A 19,969-nucleotide genomic window follows, 5' to 3' on the forward strand; every position below is an offset into this window, starting at 1 on the left:
CCGCATGTTATCCCTGTATGAACCGTCTCATCAAAAAACTAGAAAAAATAGGCCGCGATCCCAGGGTTACTGCAAAGGCTGTTGGCCTGCGTTATGTATCTGATTCATCACCGGGGTACACCCGCAAAAAATCGGGCAAGGGTTGGAGTTATTATGATGCCGAAGGTAAGCTCGTCAAAGATAAAGAGCTCATCACAAGGTTCAATAAACTGGTGATCCCACCCGCTTATACCAATGTCTGGATCTCACCTTACGATAATGGTCACCTGCAGTTTACCGGCGTTGATGCTGCCGGGCGGAAGCAATATCGTTATCACACTTATTGGAACCAGATCCGCAACCAGTCTAAATATCACCGCATGCAAACTTTTGCCGAGCACCTGCCGGCTATCCGTGCAAAGGTTGATCAAGACCTCGCCAGGCCAAATCTTGATCATGATAAGGTAGTGGCATTGGTAGTGCGGCTCATGGAATTAACAAGTATCAGGGTTGGTAACGAATCGTACAAAAAGCTTTATGGATCCTTTGGCTTAACCACGCTGCAAAACCGGCATGTAAAGGTAGAGGGATCAAAACTCAGGTTCGAGTTTAAGGGTAAGAAAGGGGTGTTTCATAGAATTGCACTGCAAAGCCGTAAACTCGCCAGGCTGGTGAAACAATGCAGGGATTTACCAGGGAAAGAGCTTTTTCAATATTACAATGCCGATGGTACAAGGTGCAGCGTAGGTTCGGGCGATATCAATCACTATCTGCACCAGATAACCGGCGAAGATTTTACCGCTAAAGATTTCCGTACCTGGGCCGGTAGTGTAAGTGCTTTGTATGCCTTTAAGGCGGCTGGTGAGTTTAGTACCGTTAGCGAATGCAAAAAGAAAATAGTAAGTGTGTTAGATGAGGTAGCTATAAACCTTGGGAACACGCGTACTGTTTGCAAAAAGTACTACGTGCACCCAACGGTTATAAAAAGTTATGAGGAGGGCACCATTTTTAAATATATCAGCGGCCTTGATGAACGCGAAGATGTAAAGGCCGCTGAACTGAATGTTGCTGAGAAGGCATTGATCAACCTGTTGCAAACGGAAAAACTGGCCGAGGCCAGTTAAGTTGATTGAATAGTTTTACGGATTGATTTTCAAGACGTATAAAGAACGATTTAACTATAACTGATCTTTAAAAATCCATATCAAAATCAATCAATTACTTTTTTTTGGTGTCAATTACAATTACGCCGTCTTTGGCTTTATCGCCATATTTTTTAGTAGCATCATCGCCTTTAAGTATTGATACGCTTTCAATTTTATTGGGGGCGATTTTTCTCAGGGCGTCTATGGTGCTGTTTTTCCCGTCGATAACTATCATCGGGTCTTTATCTCCGTTGGTAGCAAAGCTCAGTCCTTTCATTTTAAATGTTTTCATCGCCGGTTTTGTTTGGTAGCCGGTTACAACCACCTCGTCGCCCGATGATACAGAGGTCCCGTCGCTAACTATGGTATAGGCATTAGTTGATGGTTTGCCTTTGGTACCGTTAATGGTTATAGTACCGCTGCCTGTGCTGTTTAAAGAACTGCTTGTGCTATTCAAAACGATAGTTCCTGCACTATTGTAAGCTTTGCCGGTAGAAACGTTATTGCCGGATGCTATAACCACATCATCATCGTCGCTTAATGTAACGTTGCCGCTTAAATTGGTTGAAGCAGTTTTTCTGATCAAAATATTACGGGCAACCGCTTTTTCAAGTTCTTCTTTATTACCGGCATCTTTTGTAATTACGTAGGCTACTTTTACAGGTTTATCATCATCAACTTTAGCTAACCTGCGCGCCTCGCTGCCGGTAATCATATACATATTTTCGATATTGGAGGGGTCGAGGTTTTTACCGGTTGATATTTTGCCGTTTACCACAAATACCAGCGAATCTCTTTTATAATCCCTTAAAATCAGCTTTAGTCTTTTGTTCGTGTCGGCTCTTGCTGCCCGTGGTGTGATGGCCGCAATTGAACCGAATGTTGCTAATGGTTTTGCAAGCGAACCCTGTGCAGCCAATGGAGGCGCAAGCGAGGCGGGATTGGCTAATGGCTTTGCAAGCCCTGAAATTACTGTAGCAGTTTTAGGGCCTTTTGCCTTTTTTGAAGGTTTTGCAGCTTTAGCCGCCGGGTCGGCAATCTCATCGGTAATGTTAATAATTCTGGCCAGGGGCTGTACAGCCGCGGCAAGGGTAATTTTCACAGGTTTGGCAAAATCAGCTTTCGAAATACTGAATACCAATAACAGGGCCATTACGGCAGGCACCACAACCGCATAGCGGGTGAGGTTAAGTTTCGACGATCTTTTCGCGTTCATCATGATTATCCGTTTTTTTAGGGTTGAAATATTAAAATGGTTTACTATTCCGGGTTGGGTGTTATTAAAACTTACGTTTACCAAACTGTACTGGTACGTTTTGCTATCGATGCCATTTTTCAGAATCTTTTGATCGGTTATAAACTCGATGTTTTCACGTACCGCTTTTTTAATGAGCCAAACGCCCGGGTTAAACCAGTAAAAAATACTGCTTAACTCGGCCAATAAAATATCGGCGGTATGCCATTGGTTTACGTGAATCTGCTCGTGCTGTAAAATAGCCTCCAGTTCGGCAGGCTGGTGTTTTTGAGGGTTGATATAGATGCTGCGCCAAAAGGAAAACGGCGCGGCATCCTGATCCATAATTCGCACCAGGTATCCGTTAACATATCCGGTGCGCGATGTTTTGTACAATCGTTGTAATGAAAATAACTGCATCACCAGCCTGGTAAGCAACACCGCCGCACCAAGCCAAAATATGATGCCGAGCCAATACCAGTAATCAACAACGTGCTGCGGCTGTGGTATTATTTGCGTGGGCGCCTGCCAGTTAATGGCAATCTGTTCAATAGGCCGGGCCAGTTCTTCATGCCGCTGAACAAAGGCCGAAAAGTCGATCCATGGATAAATGCTGGCAAACAATATTGCGGTTACCAGGTAGGCGCGGTTTAAAGTGTAAAAAGTAAGCTTGCGCAACACCAGGTAGTAACCGGCGCAAAACAAAAGCAACGCTGCATTTATTTTGAGTAGCAAAACAAAAGTTGCTGGCATGTTGGTAAGGTTTATTGTTTTTCAATCAGTTTAATGATCTCTTTTAAATCGCTGGCGCTGATTTTCTTTTCGTTGGCGAAAAAGGTGACCAGGTTTTTATATGAGTTTTCAAAATAGTTGCTCACAAAGCCGCTCATAAAGCGTTTTTTATATTCCTCTTCCTGTATCAGCGGAAGGTAGCGGAACGAGTTGCCCATTTTTTCGCTTTTCAAAAATCCCTTGCGCTCCAGGTTTTTAATGGTTGATGCCAGGGTAGTGTAGGGTGGTTTTGGCTCGGCTAAGGCATCCAGAAAATCTTTGATAAATCCCGGGCCAGATTGCCATACCGCCTGCATTGCTTCTTCTTCCTGTTGAGATAATTTTTCCATTTATTTACGATTGTTTCGTAAATCTACGAACTATTCGTAATTAAACAAATTTATTTTCATTTTTTAACGAAAATTAACGTTTGAAGAGAGTGCTTAGAGGTTGGAGATCAGAGGTTAGGTTGTATTAAGAACATGAATTTTCTACTCTTCTTAGGATGGTCGTTTTTACAGGCATCTGAAACTTTATTTTGACTCTTAATCATTCAACTCTTAAAAGTGATTTCATCGGGCCATTATGAAGTTACCATGAATTGTTTAATCATTTACCTGAAAATGTTGCAACATTAAAAGCTATGTTTTAATTTAGATGACTTAAACATGACAATTATGCCTGTGAACAAAAAACTGTTAGTTACCCTCGGATTGTTATCGATAGTGGTATTTGGTGCCATGACATCGGGCAAACCGCAGGACGAAGGTTTCAAAAATCTTAAAGTATTGCCAAAAAATATTTCGGGCGATAACCTGCACAAAGTAATGGAAGAGTGGGAACACTCCCTGGGCGTACACTGTAATTTTTGCCACGCCCGCAACGAGGAAACCAAAAAGATGGATTGGGCAAGCGATGCCAAACCTGAAAAAGAGATGACCCGTGACATGTTTAAAATGATGAATAAAATTAACGAGAAATATTTTCACGCTAAAAAAGATTCGTTGGGTATGGTCATGAAAGCAGGGGTTAACTGCAATACCTGCCACCGTGGTACGGCTCATCCTGAGGTTGTGGTACCTGAAGGAAGAGGCCCAGGAGGCCAGCCAGGTCCGCCACCTGCAGGTCAGCAACCAACTCCTCCTGCCGGTCAGTAATTTTTATCCATAACAATATAAAAAACGCCTTCTGATATCTTGTCAGGAGGCGTTTTGTTTTAGGCGAAATTTGGCCTGATTTTAAAACGTAGGTTCATAAGAACTTCATACTTTGTAACTAATTTTATACAAAGTAACCAGTAAGTGCCTGGGCGTATGCCTTACTTTACGAAGTTATTATTGATTAACCCCCTTTTAACTATCGAATATCCCTTTCCCCTTATGACTGCCGAATTCAGGGTTTCCCCTTCCCCAGAACAAAAAATTAACAGTGTAGTTTGCCGTAAATGTAAAGGCGAATTAAGACGGATACCGCGAAGCGGTTTCGTTAAGTTCTTTTTATTCGGCATGCCTTTTAAAAAGTATATGTGCTTTAAGTGTGCCCGTAAAACTTACCGTTGGGTGCCCACAAAATAGCAGGTTGGCATTTTAAGTTAGCTGCATTTAATAAATCAAATCAATTACATTTGTTTTATGCAGAAAATACTGGTTGCCAACCGCGGCGAAATTGCCTTGCGTATTATGCGCTCGGCACGTGAAATGGGTATTAAAACCGTTGCCGTTTATTCGGAGGCGGATCGGGATGCCTTACATGTGCGTTATGCCGATGAAGCCGTGCTTATTGGTCCTCCGCCTTCCGGCCAGTCATATCTTGTTGGCCAAAATATCATAGCCGCATGTCGGCAAACCGGTGCCGAAGCTATCCATCCCGGCTATGGCTTTTTAAGCGAGAATGCCGCTTTCGCGCGTTTAGTGCGGGAGGAAGGGCTGATACTTATCGGCCCCTCGCCGGAAGCGATGGAGGTGATGGGCAACAAGCTATCCGCAAAGGCCGTCGCGCTTCAATATAACATACCGATGGTGCCAGGTACTGAGCAGGCTATTACAGATGTATCCGATGCAAAGAAACGCGCTATTGAAGTAGGGTTCCCGATACTGATTAAAGCCGCCGCAGGCGGCGGGGGAAAGGGCATGCGCATTGTAAACAGCGCTGCCGATTTTGAAGAACAGATGCAACTGGCAGTATCTGAAGCTACTTCAGCTTTTGGCGATGGTTCTGTTTTTATTGAACGGTATGTTGCATCTCCAAAACATATCGAAATCCAGGTGCTGGGCGATTCGCACGGCAATATCGTTCATCTTTTTGAACGCGATTGCTCTGTACAGCGCCGGCATCAAAAGGTAGTTGAAGAAGCGCCCTCGGCCATTCTTACGCCCGCCATCAGGGAACAGATGGGTAAATGCGCTGTAGATGTAGCCCGTTCGGTTAATTACACCGGTGCCGGTACTGTTGAGTTTATTATGGATGATCAGCTTAATTTCTATTTTTTAGAGATGAATACCCGTTTGCAGGTAGAGCACCCGGTAACCGAACTGATCACCGGGATTGACCTGGTAAAGGAACAGATCAGGATAGCGAGGGGCGAGGCTATCAGCTTTAAGCAGGAAGAGCTTACCATTCGCGGTTATGCCGTTGAGTTACGTGTATATGCCGAAGATCCGGCTAATAACTTTCTGCCAGATATCGGTAAGTTGCAAACCTATGTAACGCCCCATGGCCCGGGTGTGCGGGTGGACGACGGCTTTGAGCAAGGCATGGAAATCCCCATTTATTACGACCCGATGATAGCCAAGTTAATCACCTATGGCGATAACAGGCAGGAAGCCATCAACAGGATGGTACGTGCCATTGACGAATATAAAATTACCGGAATTACCACCACGCTTGGCTTTGGTAAATTTGTAATGCAGCATGAGGCCTTTATTTCCGGAAATTTTGATACGCATTTTGTACAAAAATATTTCACGCCCGGTGTATTGCAACACGACAATGAAGAAGAGGCATTGATTGCCGCTATGGTGATGGATAAACTTTTAAGCGGGAAAAAGACTGCCCCAAATGCGCCTGCAGTTGAAGTAGCATCAAGCAACTGGTTTAAAAACAGGAAGCAGAACTAAAGCTTTATAAGCCCGGCAAGTTCATCAAGCAAAGTTGCCTGCGCTTTATTGATCTTATCCTTTGCTGCAGAAATCTCAAACCACCCGCCGCGGTCTATCTCTGCAAAAGTTTGTTTTTTTCCTGAACGGGGTGGCCATTCTATTTCGAAGGTGTTGCTTGTTATGGTTTCCGGGTCAATATCTCCCGATACAGCCCACGCAAGTACCGTTTTACCTCCTTTTTGTTTAACCGGGTTTAAGGCGATAAACCCGCCCGAAACAGCTTGCCCTGTTTCTTCCTCAAACTCACGTTTGGCAGCTTCCAGCGGATCTTCATCGGCTTCGAACTCACCCTTGGGTATCGACCAGGCGCCGTCATCCTTATTTTTAAAAAAAGGCCCGCCGGGGTGCACTAAAAATACCTGTAAAACTTTGCCCGTTTTGCGGTACAACAAAATGCCCGCGCTTTGCTTAGCCATAGTTAAGATTTAAAGCCAAGTTAACGAAACCGAAAATTATAATCGTTATTTTTGATACTAAATACCTGGATATTATTGCCATGATAACAGACGACAGATGGAGCACGTTTAAATTAACTGCCGACGTTGATACCGATGTGCGCAGCATGTACGAAGCCTGGGCCACGCCTGAAGGCCTGGAAACCTGGTTTTTACGCAAGGCCGATTTTTTCGCCATTGCAGGCCGAAAGCGCGAAACGAATGAATTTATCAAAAAGGAAGATACTTACACCTGGTACTGGCACGGCTACGATGACACTACCGTGGAAAGCGGACAGATTTTGGAAGCCAATGGGAGTGATTTTTTAAAATTTACATTTACCGGCGGTACTATTGTCAGCGTTTATATCACCTGTAAATTAGGCGTAGTTATTGTTGAGTTAACACAGGAGAATATCCCGGAAGAAAACGACCCGGAAAAGAATCTGTATGTTCAATGCCAACTGGGCTGGACTTTTTACCTGGCCAATTTAAAATCGGTAATGGAGGGCGGTAAAGATCTGCGCAACAAACGGAAAGACCTCTTCTCCAGTTTTAAATAAATCCATTTTATCCTGACAAATCCTTTCCCAAAATATCAATAGCTTTACACCAATACTAAATTGGAAAAAGGCATATATGTTTACCGGAATAATTGAAACATTAGGCAGGATCACTGAACTGCAACACGAAAAAGGCAACCTGCATATCACTGTTGAATCGGCTATATCGCACGAGTTAAAAATCGACCAGTCGGTAGCCCATAATGGTGTTTGCCTCACGGTGGTAGCGCTTGCCGATGACCTGCACGTAGTAACCGCTATTGAGGAAACATTGAATAAAACCAGCCTTGGCCAGCTTAAGGTTGGCGACCCGGTAAATTTAGAACGCTGCATGCAGATGAATGCCCGGCTGGATGGCCACATAGTGCAGGGCCATGTTGACCAGGTAGCTGTTTGCACCGCCTTTAAAGAACTGGAAGGCAGCTGGGAATACACTTTTGAGTACGATAGTTCATTAGGCAACGTCACCGTAGAAAAAGGATCCATTTGTGTAAACGGCATCAGCCTCACCGTAGTTAATTCGCATGCCAATAGCTTTTCGGTTGCCATTATCCCTTACACCTATGAGCATACCAACCTGCACAATGTGCGGGTGGGCGATAAGGTAAACCTTGAATTTGATATTATAGGCAAATACGTAGCACGCTTAATGCAACGCTGATTTAATAGGCTTAAGTCGCAAGTTTTAAGTCTATAGTCCGAATTTTCATCCTGGCTTAATGCTTCGCACAGGATATATCAGATTACAGGTTTGTAGTTAATGCTTTAATACGTTCGTAGGAATAGGCTGCATATTTATTTTCTGTGCCTTTTGGTTTTCCGGAAAGATATTTCCTGTAGTATTTAAGGGCTGCTTTCTTATTCTTCAGTTCACTATCATACAATGTAGCCAATGCGTAGTAAGTGATTGGATCGGGCTTATAAAGTAAACTTTTTTGATAAGCCGCAACCGCTTTATCCAATTCATGAAGGTGATCGTACGAATCGCCTTTTTCGGCGTAATAAGAACCCACTCCGCTTGAAATAGCTGCATCAATCGCTCTGTCAAGATAAGCAATGGCCTGTTTGTTATTGTGCAATGCCTTGTAACTCATAGCTGTATAATAAAATGACGATTCAGATCCTAACTGATTATCATTGAGCTGGTTAAAAGTTTTAATACAATCGGTGTATTTATTAGTCATATAGTATGCAGTACCAAGCATGGAAATGATTGTTCCGGTCTGTTGCCCCGCATCCACCAGCTTTTGGGTAATCGCAATAGTTTCAGGATATTTTTTAAGGGCATAGTCTGCTTGTGCCTTGCCTTGCAATAGCAACATGTTGGCGGTATCGGCCACCAGTGCTTTATCTATAACCTGTTCGGCGCTGCCATATAATCTTAATTTGATGTAATAAGAAGAAAGATCATAAGCAACATCCGGATTGGTGGGATTGATTTTATTGGCCTTTTGCAGGTAGATAATATTACCTTGCAGGTCGCCGATATTGTATGACAGATCGGCCAGTTGTTTGTAAACGTCAAAATTGGTGGTATCCTTCAATAGGATTTTTTTTATAAAAGTGATGGCAGCTTTGTTTTTGCCCCGGCGTTTACTGATCTCGCTCATGTTGTAAATGCTGGTGAGGTTAGTGGTATCAGCCTCGTAAACCCGCCGGTAGTACTGGTCAGCCTCGGGTAGGCGGGAGGCCATTTTTGATGTATACGCCAGTTTGTTTAATATCTTCAAATCAGTTACAGGTTCGGGGTAGGTAGCCTTCAGGTAGTCGGCTGCTTCGGCGAAACGCTGGTTTTGATAATAATCGAGCAGTAATGAGTCGCTGGCCCCTTTCTGGGCGAACAAGGTGCTTGCTGCTGATAATAATAGAATAAAGGTTGTAAATAGTTTTTTCATAACTAAATATTTAGTTAAACTAAGATATTAGTTGATTCTGATAATTCCAAATCAAAACAATTTTTTAGGTGATGGGTTAGAAAGATATTAATAACTAAAACCACACATTATGGATAAGTTAAAGAAGTTTGGACTGATGGAGAAAATTGTCCATGAACTGGAAGATTTGAAAAACAGCCAGCAGGCTATCATAACCAAATTAGCTAAAATAGAAGTAGATAACATTGAACTGGGTGATAAACGCCTGGAGAAAGATCTGCCGGATATGCACCAGCGTGTATCAGATAACCTCGACGCCATTACGGCCATCCTCGAGGATTTTGCCGGCCAGACAGCAAGCTATAGCGACAGCAATAACATAGCGGCGCTTAAAGAGCAGGAAGCCTTAAGTAAATAGTATACAAATGGAAGATCCCCGCAAGGGGATTTTCTGTTTATGGGGTTTTTCGAGTCGTAGACAGGATCTCCGCAAATATCACAAAACATGCCGTTAAAAATCTTCCGGCAGTAATCAAATTTTTATTCAGGCGTAAACAATTATATTCCGGATTTTTAGTTTATATGAAATAGAATAAGCAGGAATGTTAAAGCCTGTTTCGCTTGAGGTACCGGCGATAATAATTCTGCTTCTTTCTATTTGGTTTTAATCATAGTTTCAATAACTGTTGTGGTTTTTTCAAAACACATGAACACGTATAGGTCTAACGGTCTTTTTAAGGATTGGGCAGTATTTTTTCTCTTGGTATACTTGTTTTATGTGTTAACCAATTTGTTTTTTTTCCCTGATTACAAAACTTCGCCTGCCAGGGTTATTTACGCCCATGGAATAAGACTGCAAAGTATACAAACTAATTACGACACGCCTGGTTTTATCAATATTGGCGAGAGAACTGTGTTAGACGACGACTCGCTGAATTTTATTAAATCGTCGCCTGTTTTTTTCCTCATTGCATTCTTTGGATATCGGCTTTTTCGTATGGAAAGGCGTCCAATGGCGTATCCTCGTTATCTGGTAACCGATTTACAGCATTCCTATCTTACTTTTTGTATTTTGAGAATTTGATGAGCTTTCAAATTGATTTTAAGCTGATGGCTTCCCGGCCATTTGCTGCTGCTTTTTCCTGACCCAAGGCCGACGGAAGGGGCATATCTTTTACTGTAAACTCAAATTTTCATCACTAAAATAAAATCACTTATGAAAGCTATAAATTCAGGCTTGTTGCCTGTGCTGCTGTTGTCGTCAATAATTGCTTTGCAGGCCTGCAAAGCCAAAAAGTTAGTTCAGAAACCGGTATCTCCGCAAACCACAATCGCAGACCCGGCACCACAGCAGCAACCGAAGCCGGTTGCCGAAACGCAGCCTCCTGTTGCACCGGTTAAAAAAGCGGATCTTAATATAGATGAAGTTAAAATTCAGTTTGATTTTAATTCCAGTGTTTTACGCACCGGGTCTTATGCTATCCTTGATCAGGCAGCATCGGTAATAAAGGCTAATCCCAACGTTACCTATCATTTAAATGGCTATGCGTCCATTGAGGGAACACCGGAGCATAATATGATCTTATCGAAAGACCGGGCGAACGCTGTTAAAACCTATCTGGTTAATTCGGGTGTAAATCCAGATAATTTAAAAGTCAAGGGATTTGGCACACGCAACCCGGTGGCAGACAATAATACAGAAAGCGGAAGGGAATTGAATCGCCGGGTTGAAATCAAAACAAGCTATTAAAAATATGGGGAGCATAACCCGCTGTTCGGCCGGTATCAAACAAGCCCCGGTAGCGGGTTTTCAATACCTTTTTCTTACAGATACTTTTATTTATTTAAAACTAACGCCATGTTTAAATACGTGCAACAAATTTTCAGTCCAGCTCATTCAGCAAACCAACCTGCTAATTTAGCGCGGAAGCTTTTTTCCTTAAATAGGATAAGCACCTTGTTTGCTATATTGGCAATTCCCCTTATTTGTTTTCCGGCAACTTCCCGGGCACGCGGGTTCACGTTTAAGTTGAAGAATACTTCAAAAACCGATGTTGCTGTATTTTATAAGGTAAGCAAAAAATCAGGATCAGCTAAAATTAAAGCGCTGATGAACCTGAAGCCCGGTGAGGAAAAACTGAAGGATATCAAGTTAGATAAGGAAGATACCGTGGCTTTCTACGGGCAGGACGCGGAAAATAATACTTCCGTAATGATAAAAAGGGACTACGCTTCACTGGAGAAAAATAAAGACGGGGTTTGCTATGTGCCGATTATTGTCCCCCAGAAGGAAAACTCAAATTTTGAGTCGCTGGATGGTCTCAGTGTAAAACTGGAGCATAACAAAGTACTTAGTTTTCTGCTAAAGATGGATTCTACCTCGATGAGCAGTCTGTCAATGCTGGAAAACAACTTTCAGAACGTCTATCCGCTTGGTACTTTCATTTTTGTGGATACAAAAACCAACCGGTTATTGCTTCCCCCGTTGGAGCCATCGTTCTGGAACAGTAACGAAACTTACCTCACGATACAGGATAGCCTTTACGCGATGGTAAATGCAGATCACCGTGGTATGGCCAATGCGCAGGTGGCTTATTTTGTGGCAAAAATGTTTGATTCTTTGCGGGTAAACAATACTGCTGAGCTGGAATTCAAGGCCAGGCTTTCCCTTTTAAGATGGAAGCCAACACCCAGCGCCAATATCTACCAGGTGTTTAATGACAAAGCCGTACAGGGCTTTCTCCAGAATTGCTATGCCCAGATCGATAATCCCGATATTGAATACCAGCGCTACCGGCTTTATTTTCTTTCGTCGTATGAACGGATAGATGACCTGGAAATATTCGGAAAGCAGTATTATAACTTCGGTAACGAGACGGACTTGTCATTAGGTAATATCGCCGAGGTATTCAGCACCAGCCTTGGTGTGATGTATACCAAAAACAAAACCTTGAGTAATTATTATTCGGTACAGGGGGCGGTTTTACGCACCAAGGCTTACGACTTTACTTCCCAGTTATTTAACGGCTTTAAAAACAATGTGAAGAATAAGATCATTGCCAGCACCTATGCCAACCAGAACAAGATCATCGCGGGAATAGTTGACGAATATAAAAGCCTGGTAGCCTACAACCCGGACCCGGTACGGTTAAGCCTGCAGGCAATTGATACGAAAGACGCGAGCCCATCGCTGGTGTCCATCCAAACTACGATCAGTAACCTCTCACCATACACCTTACTGCCTTCCGATACTACAAAGCAGGCATCCGCAGTAGCGAATAACTACAAAATTGATACCTATAACAATAAAGTTAAATTTTATAATTCGCATTTAAAACAGATCAACGAGCTGTTTAAGCAACTGGATCAGATTAACAGTGATCTTGCCAGGATCTCGCAATCAAATCCTGACAAAGGATTTAGCAGTTCGGTAAGCGCCCCGGGGCTTGTTAACGAAATTGAGGTAAACAGCCAGATTGTGCGAAAGGATTAGCCGGTGTCGGGGTTGCTTGCTAACTTGAACCGTATTTGGTTTGGGGAATGAACCGGGTGTTTAACGCATCAGGCTATCTTCCTGTTCCTGCAGCAATCCCGAAAGCTTTAACCTGTACCTTTCAATTAACCTTTGCTGAAAATTTTCAGGTGCCGGTTTTGCAAAATGCCTGCCAGCGGCCATACTCATTACAGCGCCGCGCATGTTCAGCTTTTTTTGCTCGGTTTTTTTGTTCCAGCGGCCTGCTGTAATGTGCATCAAAGTATGATCAAGCCAGGCACCCAACCTGTTGTTGAACAGTAATTCGATAAAACTTTTAATCCGGTGCTTTCTTAACGGATTGGCCGTAGCCAGGCGCATGCATTTGTTGGGTAAAAAATCGCTGATCCAGGTATTGGCTTTGTAAAAATTTTCGAAGGTTGTATCGCCTTCAACCGGGATAATGGTGGCTACCTCAATAGCCGTATAAATGTTTTTTTCAACTATCTGTAGCTGTGCTTCGTCAACATAATAATTCATGCAATAGTTATGCTGTTTGCCCACCAAAAAGGTAAGCTTTTTAAACAGGTGCATAAAGGTGCGGGCCAGCCAAAGGCGGTTGGCCGTGGTAATGATAAAAAAATCGATATCCGAATTATCGTCGGCACAGTTTTTTGAAAGTGAGCCTGAAATGGCTATACCGCGCACATAGGGGAATTTAATCAGGAAAGCGCCCGCTTCTTTCGCTTTGGTCATTAGCCCGGCGGCTTTCTTGTTACCCTTAAGCCGCCTTGCGGCCACCATATAATCGTTTTTAAGCGAGTAAAATTGATCAAAACGGAAAATCAGTTTATTGTTTGTGAGGTAAGTCAGGGCTTGATCAAATTCATTCTGCCCGTGTTTTCTTTCCAGGAACAGGTAGATCTCGCCCCGGGTAAGGGGATAATCCCACATGTCAAAATATGCAAGTGCAGCTAAAATATTATTGCGGGTAATTAGCAATTGCCTGTTGTTTTGTTGGGATATCGTCGCTATACTTTTCACGTCTGGTTATTTATATAATGATGACGTGGTTATATATGCGCTGGTTGCCTCTGGTAAATAATTTACACCTTAATTTCAGGTTGATTTTCAGTTGCTTGCCCGGCGGCAGAGAAAACGAGCAATGAAAAGAAAACACCATAAAAAAATATACCCTTATCTACATCCAAAAAATTTTCTGAAAAGGAAACGCAGGTGATGATCAGCATAAAGCTCAGCAACATAACGTCTTGTTTAATTACGGCTGTTTTGAAGCCGAACAGCAGCGCCAACAGGTAGACCAAAACACCGGTAAGGCCCGATTTGATAAATAAACTGATAAACTGGTTATGCGCGTTAAGTTCGGCGATGTAGGAGCGGTAAAAGTGATGATCAAAAAAAGGATCCTGCAACAGGGCTATCTCCGTACCGGCGCCGTGCCCTATAACCGGCGATTGCGCGGCAACCTTCAGCGCTACGCCCCAGCGGGCCAGCCGCGGGTCGGTAAGTTCTGCACCGGTAGATTTGCTGAGGTCTTTCCTGAGGTCGGTAACAAAACGATTTTTATAAGCACCGGTAGCAAAAATGCCCGCTATCACCAGTAAAGATGCCGACATGGCAACCATCACGAACTTTTTGCGTACCTGTTTCGATAATAAAAACAGCGGCACAGCGATATTGACGGCCAGCATCAGCGCAACAAAAACCGATTTGGCGCTTAACTGTACAATGCCGACCGCAAGTACGGCACAACACACCCAATAAGTTATTTTAATTGGTCGCCGCTTTTGCAAAATAAGCCTGTAAATGAAGTAAATTAACCCGATACCAATCTGCATAGAAAAAAAGGTGGCATGCATTTCAAGCGGTTCTGAAAAGTTATGATTGGTGAACGCCGGGGAAGCCAGCGCCCGCACAGGCAAATGATAATAGCGCACGGTATAAAGCGCATGAAAAAACAGATATATGATGGTGATAACGCAGCCCGCCGAAAAAATAAGCAACAGGTTATCCCGGTATTTTTTCAAATCAAGGGTGTTAAAACAGCAGATTAGCGGGATGAGCAAAATAGTTACCTGCCTGCCCAGTTCGGTAAAGCCCTGCGGTTTATTGGTAGAATAAACTATGCTGAAAAGCGTAATAAAAAACACAGCCGTTAGTGCGAAGTTAGCCTTTGTAAAAACGGCTTTAATATCGCTTTTACGGATCTGTATAAGGGTATGCACAGCCAAACCTGTTAAAAGCAGGTGACTGTAAAACAGGTTATATGGCAGGCTAAGCAATAACAGCGCGATTAAATAATAGCTTATCCGGTTGCTTAGCGTATCGTCAGGCTTCAATAATTTTTCCATCTTTTTGCTTGCGGTAGCATTCAATTATAAAATCTTCGTAATCGTTTATCACTACATCCCAATTAAACTGGTATTGAATTTTTTTCAGGTTGTTTTTCACCATGGCGCGCTCGGTATCATGGCGCTGCACGTTCTCAACCAGGTGCTTTACTTCGGCTGCGTTGTCAAAATAAAAGGCATCCGAGTTTAATACCGATTTGTTGAAGGGGTTGTTATGCGCGGCTATCAGGGCTTCGCTGGCCATAGCCTCTAACAGGGATGGGTTGGTGCCCCCAACGCTGTGCCCATGAAAATACAGGTAACTGTTATTTTGCAGCGCCCGCACTACCGAGTTATCAAAGTTTGCTCCCTTAAACTGGATGCGGTCGTCATTTTTAAATTTATGGGTAATGAATTTACCAAAACGGTTACTTGTATCGCCCAAAACCATAAAGCACTTTCTGGACGAGCTGTTGTTAAAACCCTCTAAAATGGTTTCAATGTTATTTTCGGGTTCCATGCGGGCCATCAGCAAAAAATAATCTTCCTTTAGTACCTCGCTTTTGTCAAACAGTTCACGTTCCTGTTCCGAAAACAGGTCGGCACCGTAAGGGATATAACGGCTGTCAACACAATACTTGTCCTGCAGGTAAGCGCGGATCACCCTCGAATCGGAGATATAATATTGGCTGTGCTTTATAGCCAGTTTTTCGGCATATTTTAAAAATTTCTGAACCGGTCGGGAGTATTTGCTCCGTTTCCACTCCAGGCCATCCATGTTGGTAATGATGGTGCTTCCGGTTGGGTACAGGGTTCCCCAAACCGAGCTGCTGGTATAGCCCATCAGCAACACCACATCGAATTTCCGCCTGCGGGCATCCATAATACAATTAAAATCGTAGGCAAACTGCCCGGCGGTGCCAATAAGGTATTCGGGGTCATAACAATGAACTATATTCACACCGTTCCAGCTATTGGCGGTATAGGGGTGGTTATGCGAGTTGTAAACCGTAACCGAGTGCCCCTTTTTTACTAAACCGGCCGATACATACTCCGAGATATGCTCAAACCCGCCATAATAGTTCGGGATTCCGCGCGTGCCTAAAATCGCTATGCTCAGTTTCATGTTGTTTGTAGTTTGCTTTTAACAGATTATAAAAAAGGGCGCTGCTGTTTTGCCAGTTGTAGCGCTGTTCCACCTGCCTGGCCACCCATGCCGTAAAGGTTTCGGTTGGTGGATACAGCGCCATTTGTAGTAATTTTTGCTCAAAAACCGAATCATCAGCCGGGTTAAATGTATGCGGCTTAAAAAAATCAAAGCTTTGCATGGCTGTTTCTGATGAACAAAGCACCGGTGCGCCGCAAATGGCCGCTTCCAGCGGCGGGATGCCAAATCCCTCGGCTTTAGATGGGTATACAAAAAGGCGGCAGGCGCGGTAAAACGCCGCCAGATCGGCTTGTCCGGCTTGCTTTACCCACAGAAACAGGCGCTTTTGTTCGACTGTTAAGCCGGCTATCAATTCCTGTAGTCCGGGAGTTTTGATGGATTCCTTGCCGATGAACACCAGCCCGATTCCTTGCTTGTAAAGGTTTAACTCAAGATATTTTTTTAACAGCAATAGATGGTTTTTACGCGGCTCGATTCTGCTGGTGTATAGAATGAAATTTTTAATGCCGAATTTTTTTTCAATCAGTTCAACGGCTTCCTGTTTTGAGTTTTGGAATTGCAGCAGCGAATTACCTACACCGTTTGATATGATATGCACCTGGTTTTGGTGAATGCCATAATAATGGCAAATACGGCTTTTTGAATATTCAGATACCGTGGTTTTGATATCAGCATTTATCAAACTCCGCCCAAAAAGGTAATTGCGCAACCTGCTGAACAACCATGGGAAATCCTCCCTGAAATCATTAAACAAGATATCATGCATGGTAACGATATACCGGCAGCCCGCTATTTTACGCGGACTGACGTACTGAAAATGAGCGAAATCGAAATGGTGTTTTTTAATAAAGCCTGGGATATCAAAAACAAAGCGCAGGATGTTCAGTCCGCGGTTCTTGTACTGAAGGATGTTTTTTAGGGGCAAATTCGGAAACAGCCTGCGGATGTTAGCTGTATCACGTGCGCCTATATAAATATCCAGTTCGGGATAATCGTTTATTAAGCGGTTGTACAACTCGCGGATGAAAGTTTGAGCCCCCTGAAATTCTTTATCAAACGAGTGGGCGTCAACAAAAATTTTGATCTTGTTAATTGCCATAGTTCAACTCCTTTCGTGTTAAAACCGGCGCGGATGTCTCTACTTCCTTCAAACGAAAATTGTTTTTGGTTAGCCGGTAAATCCTGCTCAGGGTATTTTCAGGCAGGAATGACATCAACAGTAAAAAGAGGTTTTGAACATGCAGCGGACTAATTGACAGTGACTTTGCCAGGTTAGTTCTTGCTTTTTCGGGCTGGTAATTATTCCACAGATATTTTTTGCCCAGCAGGGCATAATACGCGCCTTTCTTAATACGGGGCGATAGTTGCCTGGCGCCGATTACGGCTAATTCCCTTCCTTCTTCGGCGGTAATACTTAGTTTGCGCAGTGCTTTGTATTTAATGTTCCTGAACCGTTTGGTCCGCCATTTTTCATCAATAGTGATAGATGCGGAGTTGAGCCGTACTTTTATCAGCGGTTGATTGAGGTTAAAAGCCTTTTGGTGTTTCAGGATCCCCGCCCATAAAAAATGATCTTCAAAAGTATAGGCCAATTCATTGTAGCCGCCCGCGTTTAAAATAGCATCCTTTTTATAAAACACGCTCGAGTGGATAAAAGGGCAAATCCTGTAGCTTAGCTGCTTGATCTCGTTATGGCTAAATGCATCAGGCTGCCAGGTAAAAACCGGGTCGCCGCGCTCGTCAGTGTAATCCACCGCCGATCCGATGATGGTGTAGCAGGGATGCGAGCATATAAAATCATATTGTACCTGAAGGCGGTACGGGTAGCAAACGTCATCAGCATCAAAACGGGCTATGTATGGCGCGCGGGCATGCTGTAATCCTATATTCAGCGCTGCGGCTACGCCTTTGTTTTCCTGGCTTACAACGGTTATACGCTCGTCGTTAAATGAGCGTATAACCCGGAGGGTATCGTCGGTCGATCCGTCGTTCACAATCAGCAGTTCGAAGTCGGTAAATGTTTGTTCCAGTACCGAATTAATGGCTTCGCCAATATATTGTCCTGCATTATAGGCAGGCATTAACACGGTAATTTTAGGGCTAAGCATATATTAGCCCTTCCATTTTTTTAGTTGCTGTTTTCAAGGCAAATGTAGTAGTGCTTTCTTTGATATCGAGCAAAAGCAGCAGTTCAAAAATTACCATTACCGAAAGTTGCTCAAACCAGTAATCGATAAAAAGTACACCGGCAGCCAGCAGCAGGATAGGGAGACCGTAACTCAGTTTTTTATAATGCCTGGCAAAGTAGCCAAGGTAAAACACCACGAAAATGATCAACCCGGCAATGCCGTATTCGCTTAATAGCTGATCATAAGTTGAACATGGATTGTTCCGCACCGAACGGAAACTTATATTCCTGCTGAAATAGTTAAGGTACAGATCGAGGTGATTGGCCATAAAAGCCGGGTGGATATATACATGGCGGGGCGAATATTGACCTCTTATACCAGCTCCCGCTGCCCTGAAGGCTATTTTTGATGAGAAATTGCCTGGCCCTAAGCCAAAAATGCTTTTTTGCGGATGGGCTTTGAGATAATTTGCTGTTTGAATCATCGCCGTTATTTTACCCTGCTGGCGTGGTATAACATCCTTCATCTGTGAAAGCGGTAGTTGAGCCTGGTGTAGCGCGATAAAATCAAGCAGCTGCTTCCTGTCGGGTGTGGTATCATGGCTGATAAAATATTCGGGCTTAAAGGTATCAGGCGGCGGAATGTACACCCGGCCTCCATCTGTTTGGGGCAGTTTCCTTAGCTTTTCATCAAACGCGTTTACTTTTTCTCTTTTGTCCCGGGCATTGCTCAGGCTGTCGAGATAATGCTGCGCAAAGTTGCGGCGTTGTTCCCGGCGGTCCGGAATATCGTTTTTTTGTGGTGATGAGCTGCCGTTCGGGCTTGTAACCTTGGCTTTGGCAAACATTTCCTTCATCATCTCATCAATGTAGTTTGCATTTTCAGGTGATATTTTCACTAATGAAACTACATACACCAGTATAGCCGCAACAATGATACTTTTTTGGTCGCGGGTGCTTTTAAAAATAAAGGTGAAAGCCAGCACCAGCAAAAGCAGCAGACTAACCATGTTGCTGAACGTAAGCGCGAGTGTAGCCATACAAACAAGCGCCATGGTGAGGTTGCGTTTAAAAATAAAAAAGAGCGCCCCGAACGCGCAGATAATAGCATTGGTTGATGATATATCGAAGCTGACGCCTGCTATGTTGTCGCCGGTATTGATAAAATACTGCTGGTTCATGCCCCTGAATGTATAGGGATTGATAGTCTTGGTAACCCACATGATGTAAATGAGGTTACCTGCCGAGAAGAGGGCGTTGATGATGAAAAAAACGATCAGCGTATGATATATGGTTTCGGTAGTTAACTTCTCAACCATTAACTTAAGCTGGTGGATGGCTAATAATGCCATTGCCCAGCAGGTTAATGCCCAGCCAAATACCATCAGATAGTTTATAGTAAAAAGGCTTTTATCGGTAATAAAGGCTATTGCGGCTATCGGGAAAACAAGGAGGTAAAAAAGGGGCAACCTGCTGTTTTTAAGCTGGAAGCCGAATTTAAAATCGGGTTGCGATAGGTAAACAAAAAGTATAGCGATTGCTTTTGCAGGTATTTTTACATTCATAAAAAGCAGCAGGAAGATGAGCAGCCGCCAATCGGCGTAACTTTTCCATTTTTTGATATCAAACACCTTCAGGCCTGCAGTCATTTTCGCTTTTTATTAATTGATTGGGCAAAGTCTCGTATTCATT

Annotated in this window: 18 protein-coding genes; 8 read left to right on the forward strand and 10 right to left on the reverse strand. The window is 43.4% G+C overall.

Annotated elements, in window-relative coordinates:
- Positions 1-17 precede the first annotated feature (17 nt).
- Positions 18-1,103 (forward strand): DNA topoisomerase IB, encoded by a 1,086-nt coding sequence (locus tag LX99_RS06910; protein ID WP_109607196.1) that lies wholly within the window; start codon positions 18-20, stop codon positions 1,101-1,103.
- 94 nt (positions 1,104-1,197) lie between these two features.
- On the opposite strand, the gene LX99_RS06915 is transcribed toward LX99_RS06910, so the two are convergent.
- Together LX99_RS06915 and LX99_RS06920 are read right to left on the reverse strand one after the other, a co-directional pair.
- A complete protein-coding gene (locus LX99_RS06915) occupies positions 1,198-3,111 on the reverse strand; it encodes a M56 family metallopeptidase (protein ID WP_109607197.1) in 1,914 nt (637 codons plus the stop codon).
- A gap of 11 nt (positions 3,112-3,122) precedes the next feature.
- Positions 3,123-3,479, reverse strand: a complete 357-nt coding sequence (locus LX99_RS06920; protein WP_022831839.1) for a BlaI/MecI/CopY family transcriptional regulator — start codon at positions 3,477-3,479, stop codon at positions 3,123-3,125.
- 327 nt (positions 3,480-3,806) lie between these two features.
- Between LX99_RS06920 and LX99_RS06925 the strand changes: the two genes are divergently transcribed.
- Both LX99_RS06925 and accC read left to right on the forward strand, forming a co-directional pair.
- Positions 3,807-4,286 carry a c-type cytochrome gene (locus LX99_RS06925; protein WP_109607198.1) on the forward strand — a complete coding sequence of 160 codons (480 nt, stop codon included), beginning with the start codon at positions 3,807-3,809 and terminating at the stop codon, positions 4,284-4,286.
- Positions 4,287-4,760: 474 nt separating this feature from the next.
- Positions 4,761-6,245 carry an acetyl-CoA carboxylase biotin carboxylase subunit gene (gene accC, locus LX99_RS06930; protein ID WP_109607199.1) on the forward strand — a complete coding sequence of 495 codons (1,485 nt, stop codon included), beginning with the start codon at positions 4,761-4,763 and terminating at the stop codon, positions 6,243-6,245.
- Here the strand turns inward: accC and LX99_RS06935 are convergent.
- On the reverse strand, positions 6,242-6,703 hold the full coding sequence (locus LX99_RS06935; RefSeq protein WP_022832429.1) for an NUDIX domain-containing protein: 462 nt from the start codon (positions 6,701-6,703) through the stop codon (positions 6,242-6,244). The genes accC and LX99_RS06935 overlap by 4 nt on opposite strands.
- An 80-nt stretch (positions 6,704-6,783) precedes the next feature.
- On the opposite strand from LX99_RS06935, the gene LX99_RS06940 reads away from it, so the two are divergent.
- Complete coding sequence (locus LX99_RS06940; RefSeq protein ID WP_022832428.1) at positions 6,784-7,284, forward strand: SRPBCC family protein; 501 nt, start codon at positions 6,784-6,786, stop codon at positions 7,282-7,284.
- A gap of 76 nt (positions 7,285-7,360) precedes the next feature.
- A complete protein-coding gene (locus tag LX99_RS06945) occupies positions 7,361-7,945 on the forward strand; it encodes a riboflavin synthase (protein ID WP_031266918.1) in 585 nt (194 codons plus the stop codon).
- Between the two features lie 82 nt (positions 7,946-8,027).
- On the opposite strand, the gene LX99_RS06950 is transcribed toward LX99_RS06945, so the two are convergent.
- Entirely contained in the window at positions 8,028-9,179 is a 1,152-nt protein-coding gene (locus LX99_RS06950; protein ID WP_109607200.1) for a tetratricopeptide repeat protein, read from the reverse strand.
- A 109-nt stretch (positions 9,180-9,288) separates the two neighbouring features.
- Here LX99_RS06950 and LX99_RS06955 point away from each other — a divergent pair, with 109 nt between their 5' ends.
- From LX99_RS06955 to LX99_RS06970, 3 genes are all read left to right on the forward strand, one after another.
- Positions 9,289-9,576, forward strand: coding sequence for a hypothetical protein (locus LX99_RS06955; protein ID WP_022832425.1), 288 nt, complete (start codon positions 9,289-9,291; stop codon positions 9,574-9,576).
- Between the two features lie 798 nt (positions 9,577-10,374).
- Positions 10,375-10,908: an OmpA family protein gene (locus tag LX99_RS06965; protein WP_109607202.1), complete on the forward strand. Its 534-nt coding sequence runs from the start codon at positions 10,375-10,377 to the stop codon at positions 10,906-10,908.
- Between the two features lie 279 nt (positions 10,909-11,187).
- A complete protein-coding gene (locus LX99_RS06970) occupies positions 11,188-12,651 on the forward strand; it encodes a hypothetical protein (RefSeq protein ID WP_109607203.1) in 1,464 nt (487 codons plus the stop codon).
- 60 nt (positions 12,652-12,711) lie between these two features.
- Here the strand turns inward: LX99_RS06970 and LX99_RS06975 are convergent, their stop codons facing one another.
- From LX99_RS06975 to LX99_RS07000, 6 genes are all read right to left on the reverse strand, one after another.
- Positions 12,712-13,674, reverse strand: a complete 963-nt coding sequence (locus LX99_RS06975; RefSeq protein WP_146203074.1) for a hypothetical protein — start codon at positions 13,672-13,674, stop codon at positions 12,712-12,714.
- Positions 13,675-13,736: 62 nt separating this feature from the next.
- Positions 13,737-15,002 (reverse strand): O-antigen ligase family protein, encoded by a 1,266-nt coding sequence (locus tag LX99_RS06980; protein WP_109607205.1) that lies wholly within the window; start codon positions 15,000-15,002, stop codon positions 13,737-13,739.
- Complete coding sequence (locus LX99_RS06985; protein ID WP_109607206.1) at positions 14,980-16,107, reverse strand: DUF1972 domain-containing protein; 1,128 nt, start codon at positions 16,105-16,107, stop codon at positions 14,980-14,982. The genes LX99_RS06980 and LX99_RS06985 overlap by 23 nt, the downstream gene beginning before the upstream one ends.
- Positions 16,046-17,248 (reverse strand): glycosyltransferase, encoded by a 1,203-nt coding sequence (locus tag LX99_RS06990; RefSeq protein ID WP_109607207.1) that lies wholly within the window; start codon positions 17,246-17,248, stop codon positions 16,046-16,048. The genes LX99_RS06985 and LX99_RS06990 overlap by 62 nt, the downstream gene beginning before the upstream one ends.
- Positions 17,238-18,257 carry a glycosyltransferase family 2 protein gene (locus tag LX99_RS06995; protein ID WP_109607208.1) on the reverse strand — a complete coding sequence of 340 codons (1,020 nt, stop codon included), beginning with the start codon at positions 18,255-18,257 and terminating at the stop codon, positions 17,238-17,240. Before LX99_RS06995 ends, LX99_RS06990 begins: the two co-directional genes overlap by 11 nt.
- Positions 18,250-19,926 carry a hypothetical protein gene (locus LX99_RS07000; RefSeq protein WP_109607209.1) on the reverse strand — a complete coding sequence of 559 codons (1,677 nt, stop codon included), beginning with the start codon at positions 19,924-19,926 and terminating at the stop codon, positions 18,250-18,252. Before LX99_RS07000 ends, LX99_RS06995 begins: the two co-directional genes overlap by 8 nt.
- Positions 19,927-19,969: the final 43 nt, after the last annotated feature.

Source organism: Mucilaginibacter oryzae (genome assembly GCF_003148845.1).
GTDB lineage: Bacteria > Bacteroidota > Bacteroidia > Sphingobacteriales > Sphingobacteriaceae > Mucilaginibacter > Mucilaginibacter oryzae.

What these genes read in the sequence shown, in the direction of transcription:
- LX99_RS06920 (WP_022831839.1), bottom strand. Translation starts at nt 3,479, where the DNA reads ATGGAAAAATTATCTCAACAGGAAGAAGAAGCAATGCAGGCGGTATGG.
- LX99_RS06915 (WP_109607197.1), bottom strand. Translation starts at nt 3,111, where the DNA reads ATGCCAGCAACTTTTGTTTTGCTACTCAAAATAAATGCAGCGTTGCTT.
- LX99_RS06910 (WP_109607196.1), top strand. Translation starts at nt 18, where the DNA reads ATGAACCGTCTCATCAAAAAACTAGAAAAAATAGGCCGCGATCCCAGG.
- LX99_RS06985 (WP_109607206.1), bottom strand. Translation starts at nt 16,107, where the DNA reads ATGAAACTGAGCATAGCGATTTTAGGCACGCGCGGAATCCCGAACTAT.
- LX99_RS06945 (WP_031266918.1), top strand. Translation starts at nt 7,361, where the DNA reads ATGTTTACCGGAATAATTGAAACATTAGGCAGGATCACTGAACTGCAA.
- LX99_RS06925 (WP_109607198.1), top strand. Translation starts at nt 3,807, where the DNA reads ATGCCTGTGAACAAAAAACTGTTAGTTACCCTCGGATTGTTATCGATA.
- LX99_RS06980 (WP_109607205.1), bottom strand. Translation starts at nt 15,002, where the DNA reads ATGGAAAAATTATTGAAGCCTGACGATACGCTAAGCAACCGGATAAGC.
- LX99_RS06990 (WP_109607207.1), bottom strand. Translation starts at nt 17,248, where the DNA reads ATGGCAATTAACAAGATCAAAATTTTTGTTGACGCCCACTCGTTTGAT.
- LX99_RS06940 (WP_022832428.1), top strand. Translation starts at nt 6,784, where the DNA reads ATGATAACAGACGACAGATGGAGCACGTTTAAATTAACTGCCGACGTT.
- LX99_RS06950 (WP_109607200.1), bottom strand. Translation starts at nt 9,179, where the DNA reads ATGAAAAAACTATTTACAACCTTTATTCTATTATTATCAGCAGCAAGC.
- LX99_RS06995 (WP_109607208.1), bottom strand. Translation starts at nt 18,257, where the DNA reads ATGCTTAGCCCTAAAATTACCGTGTTAATGCCTGCCTATAATGCAGGA.
- LX99_RS07000 (WP_109607209.1), bottom strand. Translation starts at nt 19,926, where the DNA reads ATGACTGCAGGCCTGAAGGTGTTTGATATCAAAAAATGGAAAAGTTAC.
- LX99_RS06965 (WP_109607202.1), top strand. Translation starts at nt 10,375, where the DNA reads ATGAAAGCTATAAATTCAGGCTTGTTGCCTGTGCTGCTGTTGTCGTCA.
- LX99_RS06955 (WP_022832425.1), top strand. Translation starts at nt 9,289, where the DNA reads ATGGATAAGTTAAAGAAGTTTGGACTGATGGAGAAAATTGTCCATGAA.
- accC (WP_109607199.1), top strand. Translation starts at nt 4,761, where the DNA reads ATGCAGAAAATACTGGTTGCCAACCGCGGCGAAATTGCCTTGCGTATT.
- LX99_RS06935 (WP_022832429.1), bottom strand. Translation starts at nt 6,703, where the DNA reads ATGGCTAAGCAAAGCGCGGGCATTTTGTTGTACCGCAAAACGGGCAAA.